The sequence below is a fragment of the Variovorax sp. 22077 genome, from assembly GCF_052044195.1.
Lineage (GTDB): Bacteria > Pseudomonadota > Gammaproteobacteria > Burkholderiales > Burkholderiaceae_C > Variovorax > Variovorax atrisoli.
The window spans coordinates 94,781-107,939 of the sequence record NZ_JBQEQC010000004.1 but is presented as its reverse complement, the minus strand read 5'-3'; the positions used below and the strand labels follow the sequence as shown (position 1 = coordinate 107,939).

9 protein-coding genes are annotated in these 13,159 nt (G+C 70.8%); 8 read left to right on the top strand and 1 reads right to left on the bottom strand.

Translation table 11 applies throughout. From position 1 onward, the window contains the following. The first annotated feature begins 16 nt into the window (after positions 1 to 16). The 8 genes from pdxR (at position 17) to ACTJLF_RS06930 (ending at position 12,657) form a co-directional block, all read left to right on the top strand. Positions 17 to 1,453, top strand: a complete 1,437-nt coding sequence (gene pdxR / locus ACTJLF_RS06965; RefSeq protein ID WP_354407965.1) for a MocR-like pyridoxine biosynthesis transcription factor PdxR — start codon at positions 17 to 19, stop codon at positions 1,451 to 1,453. 113 nt (positions 1,454 to 1,566) lie between these two features. Continuing rightward, entirely contained in the window at positions 1,567 to 4,761 is a 3,195-nt protein-coding gene (locus ACTJLF_RS06960) for a hypothetical protein (protein WP_440882736.1), read from the top strand. After that, positions 4,758 to 6,467: an SWIM zinc finger family protein gene (locus ACTJLF_RS06955; RefSeq protein ID WP_440882735.1), complete on the top strand. Its 1,710-nt coding sequence runs from the start codon at positions 4,758 to 4,760 to the stop codon at positions 6,465 to 6,467. Before ACTJLF_RS06960 ends, ACTJLF_RS06955 begins: the two co-directional genes overlap by 4 nt. Before the next feature lie 282 nt (positions 6,468 to 6,749). After that, positions 6,750 to 8,696, top strand: a complete 1,947-nt coding sequence (locus ACTJLF_RS06950; RefSeq protein ID WP_440882734.1) for a reverse transcriptase domain-containing protein — start codon at positions 6,750 to 6,752, stop codon at positions 8,694 to 8,696. Between the two features lie 382 nt (positions 8,697 to 9,078). Further along, positions 9,079 to 10,179 carry a GNAT family N-acetyltransferase gene (locus tag ACTJLF_RS06945; RefSeq protein WP_440882733.1) on the top strand — a complete coding sequence of 367 codons (1,101 nt, stop codon included), beginning with the start codon at positions 9,079 to 9,081 and terminating at the stop codon, positions 10,177 to 10,179. Then, complete coding sequence (locus ACTJLF_RS06940; RefSeq protein ID WP_440882732.1) at positions 10,176 to 11,027, top strand: PA4780 family RIO1-like protein kinase; 852 nt, start codon at positions 10,176 to 10,178, stop codon at positions 11,025 to 11,027. Before ACTJLF_RS06945 ends, ACTJLF_RS06940 begins: the two co-directional genes overlap by 4 nt. A gap of 34 nt (positions 11,028 to 11,061) precedes the next feature. Next, positions 11,062 to 12,003 carry an ABC transporter substrate-binding protein gene (locus tag ACTJLF_RS06935; protein ID WP_354407951.1) on the top strand — a complete coding sequence of 314 codons (942 nt, stop codon included), beginning with the start codon at positions 11,062 to 11,064 and terminating at the stop codon, positions 12,001 to 12,003. Between the two features lie 135 nt (positions 12,004 to 12,138). Continuing rightward, positions 12,139 to 12,657, top strand: coding sequence for an SET domain-containing protein (locus ACTJLF_RS06930; protein ID WP_019653241.1), 519 nt, complete (start codon positions 12,139 to 12,141; stop codon positions 12,655 to 12,657). Here ACTJLF_RS06930 and ACTJLF_RS06925 read toward each other — a convergent pair. After that, positions 12,633 to 13,094, bottom strand: coding sequence for a VWA domain-containing protein (locus tag ACTJLF_RS06925; RefSeq protein WP_311733658.1), 462 nt, complete (start codon positions 13,092 to 13,094; stop codon positions 12,633 to 12,635). The genes ACTJLF_RS06930 and ACTJLF_RS06925 overlap by 25 nt on opposite strands. Positions 13,095 to 13,159: the final 65 nt, after the last annotated feature.

Genomic DNA, 13,159 nt, shown 5'->3' with positions numbered 1-13,159 from the left:
CAGGAATGACCAGGCCATGACGCCGCAGCCCCAAGCACCGAAGGACGCACCCGGACTCGACCGGGCGAAGAAGACGCCGCTCTTCCGCCAGGTCTACGAACGCTATCGCAGCGCCATCGAGCAAGGTGCGCTGCGCCCCGGCGACCGGGTCGCCTCGGCGCGCAGCCTGGCGGCCGAGCTCGGCGTGGCACGCGGCACCATCGAGGCCGCCTACGGGCAGCTGATCGGCGAAGGCTATTTCTCCTCTCGCGGACAGGCGGGCACGGTGGTATCGCCCTCGTTGCCGCCGCATCGGCCGGCAAGGCGGGAACCGCAGCGCCGCAACGACAGGCCGGTGCCCGACGCGCTCAAGCAGCCGGGCGAGCCGCCCCTCATGCAACTGGGCATCCCGGCGCTCGATGCGTTTCCGCGCAAGCTCTGGTCGCGGCTGGCCGCCCGCCGCGCGCGGGCCATGAGCGGTGCCGAGATGTTCTATGGCGACCCTTGCGGCTACCCGCCGCTGCGCGAGGCGATCGCGGCCTACCTGCGGGTGTCGCGCGGCGTCCCGTGCCATGCCTCGCAGGTGCTGGTGACGGGCGGCTACCGCGCATCGCTCGCGCTCGCCGCACGCACGCTGCTGAAGAGCGGCGATCGCGTCTGGGTGGAGGATCCCGGTTTTCCGCCGACGCAGGAGGTGCTGCGCGCCGCCGGCCATCGCGCGGTGCCGGTGCCGGTGGACGAAGAAGGCCTCGTCGTCGAGCGCGGCCTGCGCAAGGCGCCCCGGGCGCGCATGGCCGTGGTCACGCCCTCGCACCAGGCGCCGCTGGGCGTGTCGATGACGCTCGCGCGGCGGCTTCAGCTGCTCGACTGGGCCTCGAAAGCCGGCGCCTGGATCGTCGAGGACGACTACGACGGCGAATACCGCTATGCCGGCGCGCCGCTGCCCGCGCTCAAGAGCCTGGACAGCCACGACCGCGTGCTGTACGCCGGCAGCTTCTCGAAGGTGCTCTTCCCGGGGCTGGCGCTGGGCTATCTCGTGGTTCCCGAATCGCTGTGCGCGCGCTTCGCGGAAGCGGCATGCGCCTGGTCGAACGGCGGCCCGCAGAGCACGCAGGCGGTGGTGGCCGACTTCATGCGCGAGGGCCACTTCCCGCGTCACCTGAAGAAGATGCGCCTGCTCTACGCGCGCCGCCGCGCGATGCTCGTGGCAGCGCTGCAGAAGACCTTCGGCGACGCGGTGCACATCGACCTGCGCAACGGCGGCATGCACCTGATCGCGCGTTTCGACGGGCGCACCGAAGACGATGCGACGCTGGCCCAGCGCGCGCAACTGGCGGGGCTCAACTGCCAGCCGCTGTCAGCACGGGGCATCTCGCGGCCTGGCTCGCAGGGGCTGCTGATGGGCTTCACCAACATCGCCACCGCCGCCGAGGCCGGACGGCTCGCGGCGAGACTGCGCTCGGCGCTGGACTGAGTGGTCCGGCTCGCCGCGCATTCCGCGGCGGCCGCTGCCCGCAAACCCCCGCTAAGATGCGCGGCGACACAGAAAGAAGCACAAGCACCAACCGAAGGCAGGGAGGCCTCCGCGTGAAGCGCATTCGCTCAGAGAAATTGATCCGCATGAAGCCCGGCGTGGCAGGCGCCGCCGGCTTCAGCACCGTGGAACTGTTCGTCCTGCCGGAAGACGCCGGCCATGTGGTGCACGTGAGCACCAGCCGCGACGGACTGCAGTGGAGGGAAACGGTCTTCACCCCCTCGCCGCTGCCCTTCGAGGCAGCCAGCATTGCCTTCGAGCATGCCGTCGCGTCGCAGATCGCCCAGGGCTACGTCATCGAAGGCTCCGCCGCTCCGGTTGCCACCGCAATCCCGCCCACCTCCGCCATTGCCCACCCCGGGGACGCCGTGCTGCTGGCGGCCATCCGCCCCGACGCATGGCGCCTACTGCCACCGGTGCGCCGCAGCCGCGTGGTGTGGCGCATCGGCGAGCGCCGGCTCGCGGCCGCGGTGCCGCAACTCATCGACCACATCGAGACCGGCGAGCCGATGCTCGACTACTGCATCGCCTGGGCCATCGGCCGCTGCGGCGACGTGGGCGCCTTCGAGGCGATGCGCGAGCTGTCGCAGCGCGGGCGCACGCCGGTGGTCACGCGCGCCGCCCGCTGGGCCGCGCTCGCGCTCTGGCCCGAGGAGCAGCGCGCGGCCGAGGCGGCGCGCATCGTCGACGACTGGCCCGCGCCGCTGCGCCGTGCCTGGGCCGCGATGGGCGAAGCGCCGGTCGCCGTAGCCATGCCGATGCTGCGGCAGCATCTGGCCGACCCTGCGCTCTGGAACGGATTGAAGTACGCGGCCTGGGTCGAGCAGCTCTTCGACCTGTCGCTGCTCGAAGGCCGCCGCGACGACGGGCTTGCGCACGCCGCATTGCTGGAGATCGCGCCGACGCTGCAGCTCGCGGCCGGCAGCTTCCGCGCATGGCGGCGCCTGTACAAGGGCGCGGAGTTCGCGGGCGACTATGCCCTGCTCGGCGTGCTGCACCAGCGCCTGGAAACGCAGCGCGCGGCCTACCGCACCGGGGGGCGCTGGGCGCAGGTCAACGGCCGCTACGTGGAGATCGCCAAGGAAGTCGCGCGGCCCGACAGCCGCCTCGCCTACAGCCAGCGCACGCGCGACTACCTGCGCCGCCGCACCTGGCGCAACCTTCGCAGGCTCGCGCTCGCCGGGGCGGCCGACGAAGCCGACTGGCTGCGGCTCGCCATGGGCGTGCTGCTGGCGGCCGACGACACCGAGGCCGGCACCGCCGGCCAGCAGCGCGAATCGCGCTGGACGCCCGAGCCCCGCAGCTGGCACACCGGCCCCTACAGCCGCTGGCTGGTGCTGATGCAGCTGCTGCATCGCCACGACCCTGAATGGGAGGCGCAGCGCGGCGGCCTGCAATGGCGCCGCAGCACGCCGCCGCCCGCGCAGCGCCTGAACCGCACCGAAGCCTGGCCCGAACGCTGGGACCGCCATCCGCAGGCGCTGCTGCAGCTGATGCAACAGGGCCGGTGCGCGGCGGTACATGCCTTCGCCGCACGCGCGCTGCAGGACAACAAACCCTTCTGCGAAGCGCTCGATGCGCAGACCGTCCGGGGCCTGCTGGGCAGCACCTGGGAAGACACGGCCCGCTTCGCGCTGGGCATCGCGCGCCAGCGCATCGCAGCGGGCGAAGCTCCCCTGCCCTGGCTGCCGGCGCTGCTGGGCTCGCCGCTGGCCGAGGCACGCACGCTCGCGCTCGAATACATCGGGCAGGACCCGGGCCTCTACAGCCAGCAGGTCGACCTGCTGCTGGCGCTGCTGACCTCGCCTCATGCCGAAGTGCGCCGCGCCTCGCGCCTGCTGCTGCAGGCCGCCGCGCCGAACCTCTCGACGCTCGACGCGCTGGCTTCCGAGCTGCTTTCGTGGCTGTCGGCCTGCGACGCCGCGCAGCCCCAGCTCGACGCGATCTGCGAGAACCTGCAGTGGGCGCTGCAGGGCCTGCTGCGCACGGCGGCGGCCAAGGCGCCGCTCGAGCGGCTGCTGGCGCTCTTCGAGCATGCGAGCCCCGACGTCGTGCGCACCGCCGCAGAGTGGCTGCTGCTGCATCCGGCCTCGGTGCAGGGCCTGCCGGTGAGCGTGCTCACGCGGCTGCTGCAGTCCGACGACGAGCGGCTGCGCGGCGCCGGCGTGAGGCTCTTCACCTCGCTGCCCGACGAGTCGCTGGTCACCCAGCCCGAACTGTTTGCCGCCTTCTGCAGCAGCCCGATGCCGGCGGTGCGCGCCGCGGTCGCGCCGCGCCTGGCGCAGCTGCTGCCCGCGCACCCGGCCTTCGCCGCCGCGCTGATGCCGCTGCTGCGCGACGAACTGTTCCGCGCCGAATCCGCGGAGGGCATATTCGATTCGCTGCTGCAGTGGCTGTGCGGCCCGCTGGCCGAGCACACGCGCCGCGGCGAGCCCGCCGTCACCCTTCGCCTGCTCGAAGCGCGCAGCAAGGGCGCGCAGCGTCTTGGCGCCTGGCTGCTGCCGCAGCAGGAACCGCTCGACTTCAGCGTGCTGCAGACCGCAAGCCTCGGCCTGGTCGACACCGCCGCCGCGCGCCAGTGGGCCACCGAGCAGCTGGCCGCCAGACCGGAGCGCACGCTCGCCGAGCTCGGCGACGCGCTTCGCATCTTCGACAGCCGCTGGGACGACGCGCGCGACTGGGCGCGCCGGTGGTTCGGCTCCCAGGGCGAATCCAGCCTCTGGACGCCCGCGCTGCTCGTGCGCCTGTGCGACCACAAGGACGCGGGCGCCCAGCGCCTGGGCCGCGAGCTGCTCACCACGCATTTCGACGTGACCGACGTCACCACCTACATGCTGCAGCTGAGCCAGCATCCCTCGCCGGGCATGCAGCTCTTCGTGACCAACTGGCTGGCCTCGGCCGCGAGCCGCAACGCCGACGTGCTCGCCCGGCTTGAGCCCTACTTCCTCAGCGTGCTCTCGCAGGCCAACCGGGGACGGCTGGCCAAGTCGCGCGTGATGGAGTTCCTGGCCGCACAGGCGGTGCACTCGGAAGACATCGCACGCATCGTCGCGCGCGTGTTCGCGCGGCAGGCCGTCACCGGCGCGATCACCGAGCGCGCGCAATACGTGGCGGGGCTGCGCAGCATCCAGGAAGCCTTCCCCCTGCTGGACAACCCCCTGCAGACTATGACGGTGCGCAGCATCGCGCCGCGCCGCGCGCCGCTGCCGCCTTCTTCCGCAGCCCGGACCGGAGGGCCCGCCGCATGAGATTCCAGTACCGATATTTCGGCCATTCCGGCGTGCAGCACACGGCCGACAGCACCGCGCTGCAATTCGCGCCCGACACGCTGCGCGCGCCGGTGCACTTCGTCGCCGACATCAACCGCCACCTGCCGTTCCGCGAAGGCATGTCGGCGCTGCACGACGTGGTGGTGGGCGACCTGCGCTTCAAGCCGCGCGACAAGAGCGCGTACCTCGAATGGCTGGCCGGGCAGGAAAGCGAGCTGCTCGCGCAGTTCATGGCGCGCAGCGACGAGCTGAAGGCGCAGATGGAGCCCCTCTCCAAGGAACTGGCCGATCTGCGCAAGCGCAAGCAGGCGGTGCTGCAGCCCTTCATGAGTGCGCAGAAGCGCTACTTCGACCACATCTACAAGGTCAACCGCGAGGCGTGGTTCGTGCTCGACCCCGTCATCACGGTGCACCCCGACCGCGTGTTCTTCGAGTGCTTCAGCCAGGACGAGTCGAGCTACGGCATGTTCTCGTGCAGCCACGACGTCTTCGACCGGGTGAGCGACCATGCCTGCGGCACCACCAACGTCGACTACTCCGAGTCGCTGTACGACGAGTTCCAGAAGATCCGTGACTACAAGAAGACGCGGCTGGCCATCGACCCGGGCGGCTTCCAGGTCCGGAGCGACAACGACCCGGCCTTCCACGAACCCAAGATCGACGTGCCCGACAGCTGGGTGCGCGGCTTCCTGCAGGTCAGCAGCGCGATGCTGCTGCCCGCGCACCGGCTGCAGCTGCATCCGATGGACATCCACAACATCTGCCTGGTGCTGCGCCGGCGCAAGGAGCGCGTGGGGCCGCGCTCGCTGCGCTTCGTGCTGCGGCCGGGGCAGCCGGTGCGCATCGTGTTCGAGCCCTGGGGCCACGAGCTGGTGTGCCCGCGCTCGACCCACACCGCCGCCGCCGACATCGACATCCGCGTGTGGGGCCGGCGCCGTCTGCTGCAGCTCGAACGGCTGGTGCCGGTGGCGCAGGGCTTCACCGTGCACCTGCTGGGTACCGGCATGCCGAGCTTCTGGGTCGCACAGATGCCCGACATGGAATTCACCCTCGGTCTTTCGGGCTGGACCGCCAACGACTGGTCGCGCAACGGCCACTTCGAGCTGCTGCAGCCGCGCCAGACGGTCGACCAGGACAGCCTGCTGCGCGTGTTCTCGGCGCTCGGCGAGCGCTGGCGCGCCACCACCGCCGAGCTGGCTGCGGCCACAGGGCTGTCGACGCTCACCGTCGATGCGGCGCTCGGCGGCTACGTGCAGGCAGGCCGCGTGGTTTACGACATCGCGCACGGCGTGTGGCGGCTGCGCGAGCTCAGCCGCGAACCGCTGCCCATGGACAAGCTGCGCTATGCCAGCCCCGAGGAAGAAGCCGCAGCCGAACTGGTGCGCGCGCGTCGCATCGTCAATGTGAAGACGCAGGCGCGCGCCGACGGCGGCGTCTCGATCAGCGGCAAGGCCAAGGGTTCGAACGGCCAGCGCGAGTACTTCACGAGCCTGCAGCTCGACGCCGACCAGCGCGTGGCCTCGGGCGAATGCCAATGCAGCCACTTCGTGCGCCATCGCATGACCCGGGGGCCGTGCGAGCACATGCTCGCGCTGCGCCTCTCGGCCACGCCGTCCATCGCGGCGAACACGACGACGACAACAACAACGACAGACCCGGAAAGGAGCACCGCCCACATCGGCTGATACACTGCTTTTTGCGAACGGAGCGGGAAGGCTCTTGCAATCCGGTCGGCGTATCGCCGCCCTCGCACACAGCACTTCCCAAGCGTCACTGGACGTCTCTTCACTGTGCCGTATGGCCATGGTGACGCGACAACAGTGCGGCTTCCTCGAAGCTCATCGGCGTCACCATGGCCATACGGCGTCGAGTGGAGCCCTCCAGTCCCGAGGCTCTTCGACGAGATTCCCGCTTCGTTCGCAATCTTTCCCTTCTCCAAGCAGTGCATCGGCCGGTGGCGCAGCGCCATGACCATGCAGTCTCCCGCCTCTTCTTCATCTTCCGTGCCCGACTCGGCGCTCACCCGCGAGCAGCTGTACGAGCGCATCCGCAAGAGTTCCAAGCAGGAAGTCGTCCTCGAGGAAATGCAGCGCCTGGGCTTCTGGCCGCGCGACGCGGCGCAGCCGACGGTCGAGGAGCAGCTGATCCGCCGCGAGGGCGAGCTGCAGACCGCGCTCTCGAAGCTCGGCAGCGAACTGCGCGGCATCGAGGACCGCGACCGGGCCCTGAAGATCATGCGCAAGGAGCGCATGGCCCGCGCCCGCGAGCGCCGCGAGGAAACCCGCCAGCGCCTCGTCCAGGGCCGCCATGCGCGCGCCCTGGCCTGGCACGAGCGGCGCAAGCGCGAGCTGCTGTACGTGGGCGACGGCGTCTCCGGTGGCCTGAACGACGCGCACAGCGACAGCCAGGCGCTGGCGCGCAACGCCCTGCCCGCGCTGGACCATGCGGGCGACCTGGCGCAGGCCATGGGCGTCGGCCTGGGTGAGCTGCGCTTCCTGGCATGGCACCGAGAGGTGTCGAGCGTGAGCCACTACCAGCGCTTCACCATGCCCAAGAAGAGCGGCGGCGAGCGCCACATCTCCGCGCCCATGCCGCGACTGAAGCGCGCGCAGTACTGGGTGCTGGACAACATCCTCGCGAAGATGCCGGTGCACGAGGCGGCGCACGGCTTCATGCCGGGCCGCTCGATCCTCACCAACGCGGCGCCGCACGTGGGCCGCGACGTGGTCGTCAACCTCGACCTGAAGGACTTCTTTCCCTCCATCGGCATGCGGCGCGTGCGCGGCGTGTTCCGCCAGCTGGGCTATTCGTCGCAGGTCGCGAGCCTGCTGGCGCTGCTGTGCACCGAGGCGCCGACCGACGAGGTGCAGCTCGACGGCAGCCGCTACTTCGTCGCGCGTGGCGAGCGCGTGCTGCCCCAGGGTGCGCCCACCAGCCCGATGATCACCAACCTGCTGTGCCGACGGCTCGACGCACGGCTGGCCGCGAGCGCGGCGAAGCTGGGTTTCCGCTACACGCGCTATGCCGACGACCTGACCTTCTCCGCCGGCCCCGAGCACAGCCGCGACACGGCCAAGCTGCTGTGGCGCGTGAAGCAGATCGTGGCGAGCGAGGGCCTCACGCTGCACCCCGACAAGCAGCAGGTGATGCGCAGGCACCGCCAGCAGCACGTGACGGGCATCGTGGTCAACGACAAGCTCTCGGTCGACCGCGACACGCTGCGGCGCTTCCGCACGGTGCTGCACCAGGCCGAGCGCCACGGCCCGCAGGGCCTGCAGTGGAACGGCAACAGCGACGTGATCGGCGCGCTGCGCGGCTATGCCAACTTCATCGCGATGGCCGACGCGGCGCGCGCCGAGCCCTACGTGCAGCGCGTGCGCGCACTGGCGGCGAAGCACGAAGGCGGCGCCAAGCCAGCGACTGCGGCATCGCAGCGCAAGCTCGGCGCGGGCGAGTTCCGCAAGCAGTCCGCAGCGGGCAAGGCGCCATGGCCAGCCTGGTGGCAGCCGGCCGAGGCACCCGCGCCGGTGCTGGAGAAGACCGCCGAGCAACTGGCAGAGGAAAAGAAGGCGCAACGCGAGGCGGCGCGGCCCCAGCCAGCCGTGTCCGCGCCTGCAGCGGTGCGCCCTGCCACAGCGGCACCGCGGCCGTCGGGGCAGGCCCCCGCGCAGCCGCCAACGCCAGCGCCGGCGCCCGCCTCCGCCTTCCGGCTCCGCTGGGGCATCAGCGTGCTGATGCAGGCCGTCTACGTCTTCAGCGTCTTCACCACAAGCGCCAGTCCGCTGATCTGGCTGATGACGGGCGCCGTCACCATCAGCAACATCGTGCAGCGCAAGTCGGGCTGGCTGCGCTTCATCGTGGCGGTCTTCATCTCGTCGGCGCTGGCCTCCCTGGTCCACAGCATGAAGAACTGAGGGCATGCTCAGGGCCGGCGGGCCGAACGGACCCGCCGGCTCTCGTGTGCCGCCCGCACCACGTTGCACCACGCAGAATCACGCGGCACTTCACAGCAGGCGACCGGCCCGCTACAGTGGCCGCTTCGACAACCACCCGCGAAAAGGAGGCACGAGATGGAAGACGCCGTAATTCACGCCCCCACCATCGTGCGGTTTGTCGTGCACCCCACCCGCTGATCGATTGCTGACGCACCTCCCGCGCAGCACGTGCCCCTGACGGGCACGCCCGGTTCGGCACCCGCGGCCTTCTCGCCGCCGCGACAAACAGCCCCGATTCAAACGCCGCCGCCGGCACGCATGTGCCGGCGGCGCCCCGTTCCCTTTCGAATCAAGGCACACCATGTCCGAAGCCAACGCCGCGTATTCGCGGCCCGTTGCAACAACCGTATTCTTCGATCCCCAACGCGCTTCCGAGGCTGAGTGGCGTGATGCCCTCGCCTACTGGCGCCAGCGCAGCGCCGAGGACTTTCCCGACGAACCGTTGGCGAGCGACGCCGAGACCCGGCACGGCGTGCTGCAAAGCGCGCCGCTGTACGTCATCCACCGGGTGCTGGCCCTCGACGAGCACGGCAGGCCCGTCGGAAGCCTCAACATGGGCATCCGCCGCGCGGGAACGCCCGACTATGAATCCTTCGCGCCCTTCGTCGATGTCTGGGGCGGCGTGCTGCGCTCGCATCAGCGCCGCGGCGTGGCCAGCACGCTGCTCGGCGCGCTGCTCGCGTTCATGGCAACACAGGGCAAGACCACGGCGACGGTCAAGGCGCACCTGCCCGAGGGCCACGCTTTCCTGCGCGCCATCGGAGCGCAGGAGAGGCACCGCAGCATCGAGAACCGCGCAACCTTCGCCGGCCTCGACTGGCAGGCTCTCTCCCGCTGGGAGGCCGAGGGCTTCGCGCCCGCCCACGGTCTGCGCGCCGAGATCCATGTCGGGCGCGTGCCCGTCGAGCGGCTCGCGGAACTGCTGCCCGCGCTGTCGACATTGCTGAACGACGCGCCCACCAGCGCACTGGAGCGAGCGCCCATGCGCTATGAAATGGCGGAGTACCTCGCGTGGTACGCCGAGATCGACCGCCGCGGCGGCGAACACTATCTCGTGCTGCTGCTCGATGGCGACGAGGTCGTCGCGGTGTGCGACGCCAGCTGGAACCAGCTGTTCCCCGACCGCATGTTCCAGCGGCTCACGGCCGTGGCCCGCCACTGGCGCGGCAAGGGCCTGGCCAAGGGCGTCAAGGCCGCGATGCTGCGGCTGGTGCACTCGCGCCACCCGGAGCTGACGCTGATCTCCACCAGCAACGCGGAGGTCAACGCGCCGATGCTCGCCATCAACCGTCAGCTGGGCTTTGTCGTGCACCGGCAGGAAGGCCTCTATCAGTTCGGCACAGACAGCCTGCGGGCCTACCTCGCCACCCGTTCCATGATCTCCCGGGAGTCTCGCGCATGAAGGCACCGCAAAGACTGCAGGCCCTGATCGACGAAGGCCTGATCGACACCGTGGTGCGCCAGCTCATGAGCGGCAAGGAAGCCATGGTCTACGTCGTGCGCTGCGGCGACGAGACGCGCTGCGCCAAGGTCTACAAGGAGGCCGACAAGCGCAGCTTCCGGCAGGCCGTCGACTACACCGAGAACCGCCGCGTCAAGAACAGCCGCGAGGCGCGCGCCATGGCCAAGGGCACGCGCTTCGGCCGCAAGGTGACCGAGGCCATCTGGCAAAGCGCCGAGGTCGATGCGCTCTACCGGCTTGCCGCCGCCGGCGTGCGCGTGCCGACGCCGCACAACTTCCTGGAGGGCGTGCTGCTGATGGACCTGGTGACCGACGCCAATGGCGACGCCGCGCCCCGCCTGAACGATGTGATGTTCTCGCCGGAAGACGCCATGCGCCACCACGCCAGCCTGCTGCGCGAGGTGATGCGCATGCTGTGCGCGGGCATCGTGCACGGCGACCTCTCGGAGTTCAACGTGCTGCTGGCCGAGGACGGCCCGGTCGTCATCGACCTGCCGCAGGCGGTCGATGCCGCGGGCAACAACCACGCCCGGCGCATGCTGTTGCGCGACGTCGAGAACCTGCGCAATTTCTTCGGCCAGTTCGCGCCCGTGCTGCTGGACACGCACTACGGCGAGGAGATCTGGCACCTCTACGAGCGCGGCCAGCTGCGCCCCGAGACCGAACTCACCGGCAGCTTCGTTCAGGAAACCGGCCCGGTCGACCTGCGCCACGTGATGCGCGAGGTGGACGACGCGCGCGAGGAAGAGGCCGCGCGGCGGCTGCGCCTGCGCACGCCGCGACAATAGGCAGACCAACGCCCGCCCGCCGCCTGCCAGATCGATGACCTCCTCCGTCCTGCCGAACCCCGCCCCGCGCCAACTCCTGTCTTCCACCGTCCGCCGGGTCGCCAAGGCCGCGGCCTTCGTCGCGCTGAGCTTCGGCCCGGCCGCGCATGCCGCCGGCACGGCCATCCGGCTGGAGGACGACCGGGGCACCACGGTCGATCTGCAGGCGCCGGCCAGGCGCATCGTGTCGCTGATGCCTTCGCTGACCGAGACCGTCTGCGCGCTCGACGCCTGCGACCGGCTGGTGGGCATCGACCGCCACGCCAACTGGCCGGCCTCGGTGAAGGGGCTGCCGCAGGTGGGGGGCATCGACGACGCGAACGTGGAGCGCATCGTCGCGCTCAAGCCCGACCTGGTGCTGCTGCGTCCGCGCAGCCGCGCCGCCGAGCCGCTGGAGCGCCTGGGCCTGAAGGTGCTCGCGCTCGACGCCAAGACCCATGCCGACATGCGCCGCGTGATGGAGACCGTGGCCCGTGCCACCGGCCGCCCCGGCGCGGGCGAGGCCTACTGGCGCAAGCTCGACGCCGGGCTGGACGCGGCCCGTGCCCGCGTGCCGGCCGGCTGGCAGGGCAGGCGCGTGTACTTCGAGGTGCATGGGGGCATGGCCGCGGCCAGCGAGAGCTCCTTCATCGGTGAGACGCTGGCCCGCCTCGGGCTCGGCAACGCGGTACCCGGCACGCTCGGCCCCTTCCCCAAGATGAGCCCCGAGTTCGTGGTGCGCGCCAATCCCGACGTGCTGATGGTGTCGGCCCTCGGCGAGGTCTCGGCCATGGCCGCGCGGCCGGGCTGGTCCGCCATGTCGGCGATCCAGCGCGGGCGGGTGTGCAGCTTCGCCTCTGCGCGCTTCGACCTCATGATGCGGCCCGGCCCCCGCCTCGACGAAGCAGCCGACGCGATCGTGAGCTGCCTGGCGTCCCTCGGCGACGCGAAGCCCTGAACAGACACAGACACAGACAAGCAGATCGATGACGCGGTACCCGCCTGTCATCCGCCGGATCGGAATGGCGTTGACACTCCACCGGCCCGACAACGCCAACAGCAACACGCCCCACGGCAGCCACTCTTCTCCCTCATGAAGCACCACAAGCGAACCTCGTCCACGCCCTTCGTCCGCGTAGGCCCCAGCGGCGTGCACGGCCTCGGCGCCTTCGCCACGCGCGACCTGCCGGCCGAATCATTTCTCGGCCTCTACGAGGGCCGCCGCTATACGAAGGCCGAGATCGCCACCAAGGTCTGGGACGACCAGCTCACCTACCTCTTCACGCTGTCGAACGACATGACGATCGACGGCGCCAAGGGCGGCAACGCCACCCGCCACCTGAACCATTCGTGCGAACCCAACTGCGAGGCGGTCGAGGAGTACGACGAAGGCGGCGAGCTGGTGCTGAAGTTCCAGACGCTGGTGGCGGTGGATGCGGGCGACGAGCTGTTCATCGACTATTCACTGACCGCCGACGACGGCTCGCCAGCGTCGAAGTACCCCTGCCATTGCGGGGCGCCGAGCTGCCGGGGCACCATGCTGGCCCCGCCTGAAGACGAAGCCGACGAGCAGGCCGCGCAACCCGCTCAGGCGCTGTCCGCCGGGACGTAGCGCGCATCCCAGCTGTCGGCCAGCCGCCTCGCGCGGTGCAGCGGCAGGCGCGCCGCCTCGAAATCGACCACGCACACCTCGTCGGCCGACTCCGGCCGCTGCGGGCTTTCGCTGCTGCGGCCATCCGTGAGCAGCCACAGCCAGCGCCGGCGCGTGCCGCCGCTCTTCGCGAGCAGCTGGTCGGCGCGCCGCACGCCCAGCGCGAGGGGCGTGCCGCCGCCGGCCGCGATCGGCGCGATCCAGTCGTCGTTCCAGGCACTCGCGCGCCGTGGCGGCAGGCGCAGCTCGACGATCTCGCCCGCGAAGCACAGCAGCGCAACGTGGTCCCGGCGCTGGTAGGCTTCCTGCATCAGCGCCAGCAGCAGTCCCTTGGCGCGGGCCAGGTTGCCGTCGTCGCGCATCGAGGCCGAGCAGTCGAGCAGGAAGCAATGCAGCACGCCGCTGCGCGCTTCCCGCGGGCGATGGCGCAGATGCTCCGCGCGCAGACGGTCGGCGCCGCGCG

Excerpts from the sequence above, each read along its gene's own strand:
- pdxR (WP_354407965.1), top strand. The coding sequence starts at position 17 with ATGACGCCGCAGCCCCAAGCACCGAAGGACGCACCCGGACTCGACCGG.
- ACTJLF_RS06930 (WP_019653241.1), top strand. The coding sequence starts at position 12,139 with ATGAAGCACCACAAGCGAACCTCGTCCACGCCCTTCGTCCGCGTAGGC.
- ACTJLF_RS06935 (WP_354407951.1), top strand. The coding sequence starts at position 11,062 with ATGACCTCCTCCGTCCTGCCGAACCCCGCCCCGCGCCAACTCCTGTCT.
- ACTJLF_RS06940 (WP_440882732.1), top strand. The coding sequence starts at position 10,176 with ATGAAGGCACCGCAAAGACTGCAGGCCCTGATCGACGAAGGCCTGATC.
- ACTJLF_RS06955 (WP_440882735.1), top strand. The coding sequence starts at position 4,758 with ATGAGATTCCAGTACCGATATTTCGGCCATTCCGGCGTGCAGCACACG.
- ACTJLF_RS06945 (WP_440882733.1), top strand. The coding sequence starts at position 9,079 with ATGTCCGAAGCCAACGCCGCGTATTCGCGGCCCGTTGCAACAACCGTA.
- ACTJLF_RS06950 (WP_440882734.1), top strand. The coding sequence starts at position 6,750 with ATGACCATGCAGTCTCCCGCCTCTTCTTCATCTTCCGTGCCCGACTCG.